At 70.2% G+C, this 15708-nt stretch carries 11 protein-coding genes; all 11 read left to right on the forward strand.

Annotated features, from left to right (window positions below; genetic code table 11):
* The first annotated feature begins 46 nt into the window (after positions 1-46).
* The 11 genes from BLS25_RS11150 (at position 47) to BLS25_RS11200 (ending at position 15204) form a co-directional block, all read left to right on the forward strand.
* A complete protein-coding gene (locus BLS25_RS11150; RefSeq protein WP_143017914.1) occupies positions 47-586 on the forward strand; it encodes a hypothetical protein in 540 nt (179 codons plus the stop codon).
* Positions 587-644: 58 nt separating this feature from the next.
* Entirely contained in the window at positions 645-2309 is a 1665-nt protein-coding gene (locus tag BLS25_RS11155; RefSeq protein WP_074695691.1) for a protein kinase domain-containing protein, read from the forward strand.
* A gap of 259 nt (positions 2310-2568) precedes the next feature.
* The gene (gene pstC, locus BLS25_RS11160; RefSeq protein WP_074695693.1) at positions 2569-3588 is read left to right on the forward strand and encodes a phosphate ABC transporter permease subunit PstC; all 1020 of its coding nucleotides are present in this window, start codon (positions 2569-2571) and stop codon (positions 3586-3588) included.
* Positions 3588-4925 carry a phosphate ABC transporter permease PstA gene (gene pstA / locus BLS25_RS11165; RefSeq protein ID WP_074695695.1) on the forward strand — a complete coding sequence of 446 codons (1338 nt, stop codon included), beginning with the start codon at positions 3588-3590 and terminating at the stop codon, positions 4923-4925. The genes pstC and pstA overlap by 1 nt, the downstream gene beginning before the upstream one ends.
* Entirely contained in the window at positions 4922-6532 is a 1611-nt protein-coding gene (gene pstS, locus BLS25_RS11170; RefSeq protein ID WP_143017915.1) for a phosphate ABC transporter substrate-binding protein PstS, read from the forward strand. The genes pstA and pstS overlap by 4 nt, the downstream gene beginning before the upstream one ends.
* Positions 6533-6687: 155 nt before the next feature.
* Positions 6688-9318 carry a hypothetical protein gene (locus tag BLS25_RS11175; protein ID WP_143017916.1) on the forward strand — a complete coding sequence of 877 codons (2631 nt, stop codon included), beginning with the start codon at positions 6688-6690 and terminating at the stop codon, positions 9316-9318.
* Between the two features lie 63 nt (positions 9319-9381).
* The gene (locus BLS25_RS11180; protein ID WP_074695699.1) at positions 9382-10548 is read left to right on the forward strand and encodes a hypothetical protein; all 1167 of its coding nucleotides are present in this window, start codon (positions 9382-9384) and stop codon (positions 10546-10548) included.
* Between the two features lie 33 nt (positions 10549-10581).
* The gene (locus BLS25_RS11185; RefSeq protein WP_074695701.1) at positions 10582-12177 is read left to right on the forward strand and encodes an Ig domain-containing protein; all 1596 of its coding nucleotides are present in this window, start codon (positions 10582-10584) and stop codon (positions 12175-12177) included.
* A 164-nt stretch (positions 12178-12341) separates the two neighbouring features.
* Positions 12342-13442: a hypothetical protein gene (locus tag BLS25_RS11190; protein WP_074695703.1), complete on the forward strand. Its 1101-nt coding sequence runs from the start codon at positions 12342-12344 to the stop codon at positions 13440-13442.
* A complete protein-coding gene (locus tag BLS25_RS11195) occupies positions 13439-14236 on the forward strand; it encodes a hypothetical protein (RefSeq protein ID WP_074695705.1) in 798 nt (265 codons plus the stop codon). The genes BLS25_RS11190 and BLS25_RS11195 overlap by 4 nt, the downstream gene beginning before the upstream one ends.
* A 128-nt stretch (positions 14237-14364) precedes the next feature.
* Positions 14365-15204 carry a sortase gene (locus BLS25_RS11200; protein ID WP_074695707.1) on the forward strand — a complete coding sequence of 280 codons (840 nt, stop codon included), beginning with the start codon at positions 14365-14367 and terminating at the stop codon, positions 15202-15204.
* Positions 15205-15708 lie beyond the last annotated feature (504 nt).

Raw genomic sequence — 15708 nt, forward strand, 5'->3', positions numbered from 1 at the left:
GGGACCCGAAGCCCCGACGCAGAGGTCCGTCAGACAGGGGCCTTCCGTGAGCGAACCGCTCTCCACACGACCGACCGCGCACGCGCGCGTGGTGTTCGACACCTTCCGCTCGGCGCGCGACCCGCGCCTGAGCGCGTGGCTGCTCTTCCGTTCGTACCTCCTCCCCGAGCTGGCGGCATCTCAGCTCGCCCTCATGGAGAGCCCCACGGCCGCGGGTGCTCTCGCCCCGATCGGGGTCTTCGGCGTCTGGCGGCTCCTCGCGACGAACAACCGCGAGCTCGCTCGCTGCGCAACGGTCTTCGCGTCGCCGTCCGTCGCGGTCGACGCGGCCCGGGTGGAGCAGTCCCGCGCCGACCAGATGCAGGTGTCGACGGTCCGCGGCCCCGTGGCGACCAAGCACGCGTGGGTGCTGCGCCGCGGCGATCGGCCGATCGCGACCGCCGCGCGCTGGTACGAGTCCGCCGGCGAGGCGTCCGCGGCCGGCCGCGCAGCCGTCGCGGTGTTCCGGTCCGCCGACGTCGTCGAGGGCGTCAGCATCGGCAGCGCCTCCGGACGTCGGTCGCGCGTGTCGGCGCAGCCCGCGTGATCGCTCGTCGGCGCGCGGGGTTGCGGCAGCCGGTCGGCCGGTCTGAGGGAGCCGACTGATGGTAGACGATGCCGGCGGTCTCGTCGCGGGGAGGTTCCGCGTCGAAGGGCTCCTCGGCACCGGGGGAACGGCATCCGTCTTCCGCGCCCGGGATGAGGTGACCGGTCAGACCGTCGCCGTCAAACTGCTGCATCCCCACCTCTCTCAGAGCGACACCGTCCGCGAGGCCTTCCTCCGCGAGGGCAGGCGGACGGCGCACGTCTCCCACCCGACGATCGTCGCCGTCGTCGACATGGGGACCTTCCGCGAGCACGGCATCCCCATAGCATGGATTGCCCAGCAGATCGTCGAAGGCGTGACCCTCGCTGAGCACGTCCGTGCCACCGGTCCGCTCTCCGCGGTCCACGCCGCGGCGGTGGCCGGGGACATCCTCGATGCGCTGGGTGCCGCTCACGCGGTCGGTCTCGTGCACCGCGATGTGTCGCCAGCGAACGTGCTCGTGCACGTCGTCGACAACGGCCTTCCCCGATCGACGCTCCTCGATTTCGGCCTCGCCGATGCGGCGGGAGAGACGGCCCACGGCGACGACGTTCTGCGCAGTTCCGTGTCGCCGGTCACCGCGGGAGTGGTCGGAAACGCCGAGTTCGCCTCGCCCGAGCAGCTGAGCGGGCAGCCCGTCGGCCCGCGAGGCGACCTGTACCAGGTCGGCGGGATGCTGTACTTCGCGCTCACGGGACGCGCCCCGTTCACGGGGAGTGACCGGTCCGCCGTCATCCGGGCGCACCTGCACGCCCCGCCTCCCGTCCCGTCCGTGGCCGTCCGCTCCGTCCCCGGTGCGCTCGACCGCGTCGTCGTGCGATCGATGCTCAAGGAGCCGGCGGACCGCTTCGCCGACGCCGCCGAGATGCGCGCGGCGGTCCTCGAGGCGGTCACCCCCGCGCGAGTGCGCGTCCCCGGCGATGACGAGGTGTCGTCGACACGGGTCCTGGCGGCCGCCCCTCTCGGTGCCGGTTCGGCACCGGCCCCCGCGCCGGTGGACGAGTCGACGCGACACGGACCCCGGTGGGGAGCGATCGCGGCCATCGTGCTGCTGCTGGCGGGCACGGCGGCCGCCGTCCCCCTCATGGCGAACGCCGGTCGTGCGGCGCCCGCGGCCGAGCCGTCCGCGGCGGCCTCGGCTCCGGTGCCCACCGCGACGACGACATCGACACCGCAACCGACCGCGTCCGACCCTGGCACGCCCGCACCGATCGCCACCGCGCTCGTGCCCGCCTTCGGCTCCCTCGACGACACGCGACTCGCGCTCGCGGCGGCGGGGTTCGTCGTCGGCGACATCACCGAGCGCGACGCGCCCCAGTCGGCGGGGACGGTGCTCTCCTCCGACCCGGCCCCCGGGACGGCGGTGGCGCGTGGTTCCGCGGTGCGTCTGGTCGTGGCATCCGGATCCAATCTCGTCCCGAACGTCGTCGGAATGGATGCCGCGGCAGCGGCCTCGTCGATGCGCGCAGCGGGGTTCGTCCCGGCGCAGACGACCGTCGCCTCCGACCGACCGATGGGGACCGTCGTCGGCGTCGAACCCGCGGCGGGGAGCGCCGCCCGTCTCGGAAGCGCCGTGACGATCCTCGTGGCCGCAGCCCGGGCGACTCCGACGCCGGCCCCGCCGTCTCCGTCGTCCACGCCGACGCCTGTCCCGACCGCCACGCCGACGGGCGGACCTCGATGACGCCTCGACCGGCGTCGTCCCTCGTTCACCTTCGAGCGTCTCTCGTTCACCACCCCGCCAGCCGACGTGGACAGTCGAACCGGGTGCCGTTCACGGCTGACTCCTAGCCTCGCAATGCCGGCGACCCGAGCCGGTTCCACGGGAAGCGAGCGAGTCGCGACACCGGCCGGTCGACCGGCGCCCCGCGATCCTCCCCTCGTCGTTCGAGGCTGAGCGACGTGAGGCGCGGCCGACTCCCGGCGCGATCGATGGAGGGCGCATGACGGACACCAGGACGGCGGTGCTACCGCCGACGACGGACGCGGCGAAGCCGAAACCACGCTCGTTGAAGAGCGCTCCCGTTATCGCCGATCGGGTGTTCCGGACCACCGCGTATGCCGCGGGAACCATCACCGTCGCCGTGATGCTCGCCGTCGGGATCTTCCTCACGGCGCGCGCCGGCGACGCCCTCGCGGTGGCGGGTCCGTCGTTCCTCACGACGCAGGAATGGTCGCCCGAGACCGGCACGTTCGGTGTCGCCGCCGTGCTGTTCGGGACGGTGACCATCGCCCTGGTTGCCATGGCCATCTCTGTGCCGCTGGCGATGGGGACGGCGTTGCTCATCAGTGAGATCGTGCCGCCACGGGCGCGGGGCCTTCTCATCACGATGGTCGACCTGATGGCGGCCGTGCCCAGTGTCGTGTTCGGGCTGTGGGGCGTGTTCTTCCTCCAGGCGGGCGTCATCCCGGTCGCCCAGTGGATCTCGACCTACTTCGGCTGGATCCCGATCTTCCGCGTCGCCGACGAGGCCGGCGCACGGCTGACGGACGCCGGTGCCTACACCTCTTCGGCGTTCATCGCGGGGATCGTCGTGGCGCTCATGGTCGTGCCGACCCAGACCTCGGTGATGCGCGAGGCGTTCTCGCAGGCGCCGCTCGGCGAGCGGGAGGGTGCCCTCGCGCTCGGTTCGACCCGGTGGGGGATGATCCGCGCCGTCGTACTCCCCTTCGGCCGGGGCGGCATCATCGGCGGCACCATGCTCGGCCTCGGACGCGCCCTCGGCGAGACCATCGCCGTGGTCATGATCATCTCGCCGATCTTCACGATCAACACCGAGCTGCTGAAGACCGGCACCAACTCGGTGTCCGCGCTCATCGCCCTCCGTTACGGGGAGGCGAGCCAGTTCGGCCTGTCCGCCCTCATGGCGGCGGGGCTCGTGCTGTTCATCATCACGTTGATCGTCAACTTCACCGCGTCGACGATCGTCGCGCGCAGCCGGTCCGGAGCGGAGAGCAACTGATGGCGATCCTCACCCCCGAGGCCCCGACGGCCACGGCTGGAGACGAGTCTCCGCGTCACACCTCGCGCACGTCGATTCCGCATCGCACGGGCGCCGTCGGGGAGCGACGCGATCTGCGGACGGTTCCCTTCGGCGACCGCTTCGACCTCATCGGCAGCGGGGCGGCGGCCGTCGCCGTCTCGACACTGATGTTCGGATGGCTCACCCCCATGACGGGTGTCGTCGGGTGGGTGGTGCTGTCGTTCATCGGCTTCCTCGGCATCTACGCGGTCCTGACCGCGATGCGCGCCGACCGTCTCGCCATCAGCGAGCGGGTCATGACCGCGTTGTTCTACTCCGCGGGCGTGCTCCTGCTCGGGGCGCTGGCCTTCGTGGTGTTCTTCACCCTCGTGCGGGGCTCGTCGGCCCTGTTCCTCCTGAACTTCTTCACCGAGACGATGAAGCTCGCCGGTCCCCTCGACCCGCTGACGATGGGCGGCATCGCGCACGCCATCGTCGGAACGCTCATCCAGATCAGCATCGCCCTGACGATCACGATCCCGCTCGGGGTGACCACGGCCGTCTTCCTGAACGAGATCGGCGGACGCTTCGCCCGCTTCGTGCGGACCATCTCGGATGCCATGACGGCTCTGCCCTCGATCGTCGCGGGACTGTTCGTCTATGCCGCCGTCGTGACCCTCATCACGAATCAGCGCTCGGGGTTCGCGGCATCCCTCGCCATCAGCGTGATGATGCTCCCGATCATCATCCGGGCCTCCGACGTGGTGCTGCGCCTGGTGCCCCACAACCTGCGCGAGGCGTCGTACGCGCTCGGCACGAGCCGGTGGCGCACGGTGTGGAGCGTCGTCCTGCCCACCTCGCGCTCCGGTCTCGTCACGGCCGTGATCCTCGGCACCGCCCGCGGAATCGGCGAGACCTCTCCGGTGCTGCTCACCTCGGGCGTCACCGCGGAGATGAACCTGAACCCCTTCTCGGGTCCGATGATCTCGCTCCCGCTACAGGTGTTCGACTTCGTGAAGTCCCCCGAGCCGAGCATGATCGCCCGCGGGTTCGGCGCCGCCGCCACCCTCGTGCTGCTCGTGCTGACCCTGTTCATCGTCGCCCGCCTCATCGGTGGACGAGGGCCCGGCCAACTCTCGGACCGTCAGCGCCGTGCCGCCTCCGCTGCGTCGGCTCGGGATCTTGTCCGCACCGAGGGGGAGTCCGCCGTCGCCGCTTCGCGTGCCGGGCAACGCACCATGCCGCCGGGCCGTCCGCCCAAGGACCTCGAGCGTCGCCTCTCGCTGCGCGCGCTCACCGCACGCTTCAACCGATCCACCGAGGAGAACCCGTCGTGAATGTCCGTCCCCGCCTGGCCCGCTTCGCCGCGGTGCTCGCGGTCGTCTCCCTCGTCGCGCTGGCCCCGTCGCCCGCACAGGCCGACGGGTACGTGCCAATCTCCGGATCCGGCTCGACCTGGTCGCAGAACGCGCTCGATCAGTGGCGCAAGAACGTGGCCAGCAACTACGGCATGACGGTGAACTACTCGGGGACGGGGTCGAGTGCCGGGCGCACGGATTTCCGCAACAGCACCGTCGACTTCGCCATCAGTGAGATCCCCTTCCAGGACAACCCCGAGGACGGTTCCGCGCCGGAGACGACGTTCAGCGACGGGACCCCGCTGCAGGGGAAGTTCGCGTACATGCCGATCGTGGCGGGTGGCACCTCGCTGATGTACAACCTCAAGATCGGCGGCAAGCGCGTCACGAACCTGCGACTGTCTGGCGAGGTGATCGCCAAGATCTTCAGCGGTCAGATCGCCAAGTGGAACGACCCGGCGATCCAGTCCGACAACCCCGCCCTCGCGATGCCGGATAAGACCATCACGCCGGTCTATCGTTCGGACGGCTCCGGGACGAGCGCGCAGTTCACCCTGTGGATGTCCAAGCAGTTCGGCAACATCTGGACGCAGGGCATGCGCTCGCAGTTCCCGCAGGTCAACGCCTCATTCAAGGGACAGAACGGCTCCTTGGGCGTGGCGGGCTACGTGAGCCAGGACTACGGCGAGGGGGCCATCACCTACGTCGAGTACTCGTACGCGATGAAGTCCGGGTTCCCCGTCGTGAAGGTGCTCAACAAGGCCGGGTACTACGTCGAGCCGACATACCAGTCGGTCGCCGTGGCGCTGATGTCCGCCGCGATCAACCCCGACCTCACGCAGAACCTGGACGGCGTGTACAACAGCGGCGACCCTCGGGCGTATCCGATGTCGAGCTACTCGTACATGATCGTCCCCACCCAGACGAACAAGATCTTCACGGTCGAGAAGGGCAAGACCCTCAGTCGTTTCGCGAACTACATGCTGTGCGAGGGCCAGCAGCAGGCTTCCGCCCTCGGGTATTCCCCGTTGCCGATGAACCTCGTCCAGGCGGGTTCCGACGTCTTGAAGTCGATCCCCGGAACAGAGGGGCCGGTCGACTTCAACAAGTGCAACAACCCGACGTTCAAGCCGGGCGACTCCCCGGCGAACAATCAGCTCGCCGCCTCCGCTCCCAACCCTCCCGACTGCGACAAGAAGGGATCCACGCAGTGCGTGGAGGGAACGGGCGGTGCCCAGGAAACCACACCGGCGACGGGCGCGGGCGGGGCCTCGGGTGGGGCCAACAGCGCTGCCGCGGCGGCGGGCGCCTCGGGTGGCGGCTCGGCCGGCGGGGCTGCGGCGGCCGCGGGTTCAGCCGCTGCCGGTGATGCGGCGGGCGCCCCCGTGTATGACGCGAACGGCGTGCTGGTCTCCGGGGGAGGGGCGGCCGTGAACGCAGCGGTGTCGTCGCCGTTCACGTTGGCGGATGACGGGTGGGGGACCCCGCAGTCCATCATGCTCGTCGCCGGGCTGCTCATGCTCGCGGCCATCCTCATCCCGCCCGTGATCATCCGACGATCCGGCGCGCGAACGAACCGTCGATGACCGAGCCGGCGTCCGCCGGAGCCGCGGCGGAAGCGTTCGCGCCTCGAGCCCGCCGCATCGGTACCTCGTTGGGGGCGCGTTCATGCCACCGTCACCTCCGCGCTTCTAGCTCATCGCGGGTGGAAAGTCACCCGCAGAATTTAAGGAATTCACCTGTGTCTGACCCCCGCGAGCGCAGCGACGCCGAGGCCTCGACGACCCGGTCACGGACGCGCCGTCCGAGACGCGCGGGCCAGTCCGGTCGAGGCGTGCGTCGGGCGCTCGGCCCGCTCGCGGCGGGTCTGGTCGCGGGCGTCTCCATTTTCGCGCTGGTCTCGGGAGGCGTGGTGTCGGGCGGCCAGTCCGCCACCGCCGCAACCTCCTCCGCCGTGACGATCACGGCGAAGCAGCAGGACCCTCAGCTCGACACGGCCCCCCTGCCCGACCTCTCCGTCTCCGTCTCGCAGACCCGGGGCCTGGTCGCTCAGGGCATCCGTCTCGACTGGACCGGAGGCAAGAAGTCGACGGCGCCGTCGGCGGGGGGCAACGGTGGCGAGAACTTCCTCCAGGTGTTCATGTGCTGGGGCGACGATCCGCAGAACGCCCAGCGTCCCGATCGCACGACGTGTCAGTACGGAGGGGCGGGGAGCGTCGGGGCGACCCGCGACGCGTACCGCAACTATTCCTCGATGGACGAGGTGCCCGCGGCCGATGTGGAATTCACCGCCCCCGGCTCGATCATCTATCCGCCCTACACGTCGATCCCGTTCATCGCTCGCGACGGGACCCGGGTCGACTCGATCACGCGCGACCCGAAGACCGGCGGCAAGACGATCAACTCCGCCGTCGACGTCAACGCCAACCAGTTCTTCACCTCGTACACCACCAACGAGATCCCGTGGGTCGGTTCGGGAGACGACGGGAAGGGCTCCGTCACCTTCGAGGTGCAGACGGCCGTCCAGTCGAACGGACTCGGATGCGGAAACCCGGTGACGACGTCCGGCGCCACCGTCGGAGCGTCGTGCTGGCTCGTCGTCCTCCCGCGCGGGACCTCGGATAACGGGTCGACGAACATCACCCAGTCGGGCCTCTTCGCCGACTCGTGGCAGCACGCGCTCTCGGTGAAGCTCGACTTCGCACCCGTCGGCGCCGGCTGCCCGATCGGACAGGCCGAGCGACAGGTCGCGGGCAGCGAGCTCGCGGCACTCGCGGTCGCTTCGTGGCAGCCCGCGGTCTGCAACCAGAAGAACGGTTCGGTCTACTCGCTCATCACGAGCGCCGAGTCGGACGCCCTGCTCTCTGCCGCCAAGAACGCGCAGGCGCCCCTCGCCCTGACGAGCTACGCGCTCACGACCGAGGGCAAGGACCCGCTGACGTACGCCCCCGTGGCCTTGAGCGGCGTGGCCATCTCGCTGGCGATCGACAGGCTTCCGAACCCCAACGACAAAACCGTCCCCCAGGAGTGGAAGGCCAAGGCGCGCACGCCATTCCGCGGCGTGAACCTCACCCCGCGTCTGCTGGCGAAGCTCCTCAGCTACTCCTACCGCTCGTCGATTCCCACCGGGGCCGACCAGGGATATCTGACGGGGACGAACGAGTACAACATCACTCGCGATGAGGACTTCCTCGCGGTCAACGATCCCGAGTGGAGGGCCCAGGACCTCCAGGGCGCCGCGATCGCCGACGTCATCGTTCCGCAGGGGCGGTCGGATGCCGCTCGCGCGGTGTGGAAGTACATCTCCTCCGACCAGGATGCGATGGACTTCCTCGCCAGCAAGCCGGACCCGTGGGGCATGGTCGTCAACCCGTGGTACTCCACGAACGCCGACATCAATCCCAGCAAGGTGGCGTTCTCGCTCGATCGGGACGACTTCCCGAAGGCCGACCCCGTCGAGGTGGTGCCGAAGAATCAGGCACCCATCAACCTCGTGACCTGGCGCCCCTACGCCAACGACCTCTCCGCGATCGCGTATCTGACGCTCCGCGGAGACGGCCAGGGACCGGGGCAATGGGATCCGAACACCGTCCCGCCGAAATACGGCAAGAACCCGCGCATGCTGCCCGGAAGCCAGCGCCTACTCGGGCTCACCAGTGCGGCCGCCGCCGCACGGTTCCAGGTGGTCACGGCATCCCTGCGTAATCCCTCCGGCGGATTCGCCGCTCCCACGAGCGCCTCGATGCGTGCGGCGGCCGATGTGATGACGCCGGCGGGCGCGGGGGATCGCGTCGTCGCCTTCGACCCGAAGTCGTCGGTGGCCTCCGGTTCCCGTGACGCCTACCCGCTCACCATGCCCGTCTACGCGGCCACCAATCCGACGGCCACCGATCCCTCGCTGCGCGCGGCGTACGCGGACCTCGTCCGCTTCGCCGTGGGCACCCAGGCGCAGACCCCCGGGACGGCGGCCGGAGAGCTCCCCGACGGTTACGTCGCGTTGCCCGCGGCCTGGATCGAGCAGGCGCGGGATGCCGCGGACGTGATGCAGAACGGCCCGCGGCCCTCGTCGACCGGGGAGTCGTCGTCGACGTCCGGCGCGTACATCCCCTCGCAGCAGACGGCGGTGACCACGCGAGCGGCGTCGTCGAGCGCTGCGAGCACCGCCGCGGCGGCCGGGGCCGCGCCCTCGTCGACGGACTCCGCGATGACGGCGGCATCCGGTGCGTCCAGCGGGGCGCTCGCCGGGGCGAAGACCCCGGAGGACCCCGACGGCGGCGCGCTCGGTGCCGCTCTGCCCCTGAGCGTGCTCGCCGGACTGGCGAGCGCGGCCGGGGTGCCCCTGATCACCCGTCTGAGAAGACGGGTCACCTGAGGCCCGCGCCTGCCGGCTTCTTCGCAGTAACCCATCCTCTGCACCCGAAAAGAACAGGAAGAAATGAAGCTCAAGCGAATCGTCGCGTTCGGCGCGGCCGTTGGTGTCGCCCTTGCCGGCGCTGGCATGGCGTCGGCGGCCAACGCCGACCCGATCTCCGACGGTTACTCGATCGTCGGCTCCGACACCCTGCAGGACGCCGTCAGCGCCCTCGCCAACGGGACCAACATCACCGGTCCCTCGGTCAAGGTGTCGGGCAACGGCAAGTCGCTGGCGTCGTGGGATGCCTTCACGCTGGGCGTCGCCGGAGGCGTCGGCAGCATCCAGACGAAGGCCTTCGGCCCCGTCTTCGACCGTCCGAACGGCTCCGGCGCGGGCCGCAACGCCCTCATCGCGTCGGTCGGCGGCGCGAGCGGCACCGCGTTCACCTTCAACAACGTCAACGTCAAGGACCAGGTCGACTTCGCCCGCAGCTCCTCGGTCGGTGGCACCACCGGAACCCTGCTGACCTACGTGCCCTTCGGTCAGGATGCGATCGGCTACGCGTTCAAGGTCGGCGCGGCGACCGGCAGCGCCAACGCGACCGCGGCGACCGACGCGATCAACGACCTCTCGAAGGACCAGCTGAGCAGCATTTACTCGGCGACCTCGAGCTCGTCCGCGAGCGCGGTCCTCGCCGGCACCGGCTACACCCTGAAGCCGCTGGGTCTGCAGTCCAGCTCCGGCACGTGGACCACCTTCCTCGGCAAGATCGGCCTCAGCACCACCACGCTGGGTTCCGCCGTCGACACGCGCAGCAACTCGATCCCCGAGAACGACGGTCGTGTGCTGACGCCCGCCAGCAACGAGATCCAGATCATCCCGCTCTCGGTCGCGAACTACATCGGTCAGTCCAACGGCGCCTCGCGCATCAACACGTTCTCGGGTGTCTCGGTGGGCGCGATCGCCGGTGTGGCCGCTTTCACGGGCACCGCGCCCAACCTCACCCCCAGCACCAGCTACTACAACAGCGCCGACTGGGGCCGCACGGTCTACATCGTGGTCCCCACGGCCAAGATCACGCCCGACAACGCGGCGTTCGACTCGGGTGTCGCCGCCCTGGTCAACACCTCGTCCACCACGAGCCTCACCTACTGGGGTGGCTCGGGCTCGCCGACGACGACGAAGGCCGTCAAGGCCAAGTTCGGCTTCTCGGCTCCCACCGGCACCGTCCTCACCCGCAACAACTGATCCTCACCCACGAGAAAGAGAAGAACACTCCTCATGAAGATCACCCTCGCGAAGCGCGGAATCCTCGGCCTCGGCGCCGTCGTGACCGCCGCTGCGCTCTCGATCGTCCCCGCCGCTGCGGCGTCGGCGGCGGTCGTCCCGACCGTGGGCTCCGCTCACCCGGTCTACCTGATCTCGGACCTCGACGGTACGCAGATCCCCGCTGGCAAGGTCCTCGGCTGGAACGACTCGGTCCTGGGCTCGCCGGACCCGAGTGACGAGGACTACAACAGCTTCTTCACCGTCCCCGCGAACAGCGGGAGCGTCCGTACGTTCATCTCGCCCCGCGGCCAGGAGGCCAACGTGGCGGCCTGGAACGCGTACGGTCCTCTCGGCCTCACCCCGAGCGGCATCCAGCTGCCCAACCTGATGCCGAGCGCCAACACCAGCACCGGAACGGGCTCGCCCTCGGGCAGCGGCGCCGTCGCCAACGCGGGCGGCGACTACTCGCTGGGTATCGCCTTCTTCAACGGCAACCAGGTCCTCGAGACGGACTTCATCTACATCTCGGTCACGGCCAACGCCAAGCCCGAACTGGCGACGTGGACCTTCGCCACGCCCGCCGCGGCCGCCACCGCCCCCTCCATCACCACGGCATCGCTCAACGCCGCGACGGTGGGTACGGCGTTCTCGCAGACGCTCACCGCCGACGGCACCGCACCCCTCACCTGGTCGGTCAAGTCGGGTGGCGCTCTGCCCGCCGGCCTCGCGCTCGACGCCTCCAGCGGCGTCGTCTCGGGCACGCCCACGACCGCGGGGGCGTACAGCGTCACGATCGTCGCGACCAACAGCGCGGGTTCGAACGAGAAGGCCTTCTCGGGCACGGTGGCGGCTCCCGCTCCGACCGCTCCGACCAAGCCCGAGGGCTCGGCCACGAACAAGGTCGACATCGCCGACCCCGCCAAGGGTGCGAAGACGGTCACGGTTCCCGCCGGTTCCGCCAACGCGAACAAGACGCTCGTCGCCTGGGCATGGTCCGACCCGACCAACCTCGGCCAGGTCACGACCGACGCCAACGGCAACGCGACCGTCGACATCTCGTCGCTGCCCGCCGGTGAGCACACCATCGCGCTCACCGCCCCCGGTGACGCGACATTCGCGGTCCTCGCGTGGGACACGATCACCAAGGTCTCGGCCTCCGGTGACACCACCACCGACACGGTCGACGTGACCGCCGCCGTGACCGCGAGCGACCTGTGGTCGCTCAACGCCGAGGCCACGAAGGTCGACTTCGGCAGCGTCGCGCGCGACAAGACCGCCCAGGCCTCCCTCGGCAAGGTCACCGTGGTCGACGACCGCAACGTCCTCAAGGGCTGGAACCTCGACGCCGCGTGGAGCTCCTTCAAGAACTCCGCGGGTGACGAGATCCCGGCCACCGCTCTCACGCTGGCTCCCAAGGCCTACGCCGGCACGCCGCTCGTCTCGGGCGTGACCCTCGGTACCACGGGGTCGAAGATCGCATCCAGCTCGGCGGTCTCCACGCTCACCTCCGGTGCGCTGTTCGACGCCGACCTCACCTTCAAGGCTCCCAAGGACGCCCAGACCGGTGACTACACCTCGACGCTGACGCTGACGCTCACCTCCAAGTGAGCTGATCTCGGATAGACCCGCTGCACACCGTGCGGGGAGGCCGTCACCGGTCTCCCCGCACGGTGCGTCGGCGCCCGCGCAGTGACATGTCTCGGCTCGTTCCCCATCAGGCCTCGTTCACCCCCGCGACATGCCTACGTCGCCCCCATCTGCGGAGATATACCGTGCTCTCCACGACCTCGCGGCGCCGCTTCCCGGCTCTGGGCGCCGCTCTTCTCGTCGCTGCGGCGACGATCGCCTTCCTCGTCCCCTCGGCGCCCGCGACGGCCGCCGAGGGCGATGCCACGTCCGCCGCCACCGTCGGTGTCGCGACACGTCCCGCCGGTGAGGACGGCCGCCCCGACGGCCGCTCCCGGTTCACCTTCACCGCCGACCCCGGCCAGAGCATCACCGATCGCGTGCTCGTCGGCAACACGGGCACGGAACGGCAGGACTTCACCGTCTTCGCCACCGACGCCTACAACGGCGAAGACGGTAGCTTCTCGCTGCTCGCCTCCGCTGATGCCCCCACCTCGGTCGGCGCCTGGCTGCGTTTCGACGACGGCAGCGACCGGGTCCGGTTCTCGCTCGCGCCCGACGAAGTGCGCCTTCTCACGTTCACCATCGCGGTGCCCGCCGATGGGACGCCCGGCGATCACGTCGGCGGCCTCGTGGCATCCGTCGTCGAAAACGGGCAGCAGGTCAACGTCGACCGCCGCGTGGCGACGTCGATCTTCGCGCGCGTATCCGGGGAGCTCCAGCCGCAGCTCACAATCACCAGTTACGACGCGACCCACGAGGGCGATTGGTGGAATCCCGTGGGCGGGTCGGTGAAGGCGCGGTACACCGTCACGAACACGGGCAACGTCGCGTTGGCGGCCAACCTCACGAACGGTGCGAGCACGTGGTTCGGCATTCCCGCCACCGGTCTGCAGGGCGGCAGCATCCCCGTTCTGCTCCCCGGCAACACCTCGACCTACGAGACGACCATCGGCGGAGTCGGGCAGTGGTTCTACCTCGATGCGCGAACGGTGCTGAGTCCGTTCGTCGACTCCCCGGACATGACGCAGCAGCTCTCGGTCACGCCGGTCTCGCGCGACGCGGTCACGTTCGCTCCGCCGTGGACGCTTCTGCTCCTTCTCGCGCTCGCCGCGATCGTCTTCGTGCTCCTGCGCTGGCGTCGCCGGCGTGACGAAGCGCTCGCGCAGCAGTGGGTCGACTACATGGAGCACGCCGCCGCGTCCGACGCGAACAGCGCAGCAGACCTGCGCGTGGGCGCCCCGTGACGCCCCGTCGACGCGCGTCGCAGCGACTCGTGGTCTCTCTGGCGCTCGCGGCCGTCGCGGCGGTCGGCCTCGCCGTGCCCGCTTTCGCGTCCGACGCCGATTCGGGCACCCCGCTGACCGTGAGCATCACCGACGGATCGACGCCCTCGCCTTCGCCCTCCTCCTCGTCGACGACCGGTTCCGGCCCCGCCACGGGCACGTCGTCCGGCGGATCGTCGACGGGTGGCTCGCGCGGCACGGGTGGCTCCACCGGCGTGGGGGGATCGACGGGCACCGGAACCTCCTCGGATCCGGGGACCACGCCGGCCGGACAGACCACCCCGGCGAACGAGGTGAGCGTCGGCGGCGGGCTCTTCGTCAGTGGTTTGAACGGCAACGGGATGCCGGCCATCAATCCCGCGGACGGCACCGTGGACATGTGGTTCACCGTGCGCAATTCGTCGACGAAGCCGGTCGATGCCACGGCCGATTTCTGGATGGAGGGCACGGTCTTCTCCAACCGTCTCGATGCCCGTGACGGCGTTCCCATCACCGCTCTCCAGCCGGGGGAGACGCGGGTCGTCGCGGCGACCCTGAGCGGGGCGGGACAGTGGACGCTCGTCTCGGCCCACGTCACCTTCACCCCGCCCGAGACCGTGGACGCAGCGGCGGCGACCTCGGTCACGCGCGATGCGCTCGTGCTGGTGTTCCCGTGGGTGATCGTGCTCGCCGCGGTCGCGATCGCCTTGGCCCTCGCGATCGTGCGGGTCGTCCGCGCGGCTCTTCCGCCGGTCCCCGCGGCGGCCGCGTCATGACCCTCTTCGAGGAACGACGGACGACGGACGGGGGCGGCTCTCCCGTGTTCCCATCGGCACCCCCGCGCCCCCCGCGTCCGCCGCGCCGTCCACCGCGTCGGCGACCGGGGTACGCGCCGTTGTCTCCGATGCAGGTCTTCGTCCGTGGGACGCTGGCTTCGATCGCGGTGCTCGTCCTGGTCTTTCTGATCAACCTCCTCGTGGTGAGTCACGTGAGCCACTTCGCCTCGCAGCAGCAGCTGCGGGATACCTATCGCGCTCAGCTGGCGGAGGGCACCGCTCCCGTAAGTGAGGGCGACTTCGAGGACCATCTGCTCGTCGACGGCGCGCCCGTGGCGCTGCTGTCGATCCCTCAGCTCGGCATCGACGAGGTGGTGTCCGAGGGCACGACGTCCGGCGTCCTCATGCAGGGACCCGGCCATCGTCGCGACACGGTGCTGCCCGGGCAAGCCGGCGTCAGCGTGATCATGGGGCGCACGGCCGCGTTCGGCGGCCCTTTCGCGCGCCTGCAGACCCTGCAGCCGGGCGAGACGTTCACGGTCCGTACGGGTCAGGGTGAGCAGACGTTCGAGGTCCTCGGCGTCCGATACGCCGGGGATCCGACCCCGCCTGCCCCCGTGAGGGGCGAGAGCCGGCTCATCCTCATGGCCGCCCGCGGCGCGCCCTACCTGCCGACGGGCGTCGCGTACGTGGATGCCCGGAGCACCGGCGACGCACAGCCCACGGGAGCTCGTCAGACCACGTCGATGGCTCTCCCGCCGCAGGCGAAGCCGATGGCGACGGACATGACGACGGTGTGGGCGCTGGTCTTCGCGCTGCAGTTCCTCGTCGTGGCCGAATTGCTCGCCGTGTGGGCGTATCGGCGTGTGGGCTGGCAGAAGACGTGGGTCGTCTTCACCCCCGTCCTTCTGCTGGCGAGCGTCTTCGTCTCGGACCAACTCATCCGTCTTCTTCCCAACCTCCTCTGACCGGAGAACCCGAATGTGCCCCATCATCGATCCCGAGCCTCGTGACCAGCACGGTCCCGGAGGCGATCCCTCGTCCTCCGCGCCCGATGTCGCGGACGGCTCCGCGGACTCTTTCCGCACGGACGTGCTGAGCCTCGAGCACCACACGCCGGACCCGTTCATGACCGATGTGGTCTCGGCTGACGAGCTCGACCTGCTCACGCAGACGACCATGGGGGCGGTGCCGACCACGGTCGTCCTTCCGCCCGAGGGTTCGGTCGCCTCCCAGGCGCGCCGCGCACGACGCACGACGCGTCTGTTCGGTCGATCGGTCGCCGCGGCCGCCGGCGAGGTCACCGACGTGATCTCGCCGGACGCCGGTGCGTACCCCTCGTTCGCCCCGCCGATGTCGCCCGTTGCCGCCCCCGTGGGTGCGGCTCCGACCACGTCGGCGGGATACACCGTGTCGTCCGCGTCGGTCCGAGCCTCCGCCGTCTCGCTCCTGGGGGGCGCATCGGCCACCCC

Source organism: Microbacterium testaceum StLB037, from assembly GCF_900104345.1.
GTDB lineage: Bacteria > Actinomycetota > Actinomycetes > Actinomycetales > Microbacteriaceae > Microbacterium > Microbacterium testaceum_A.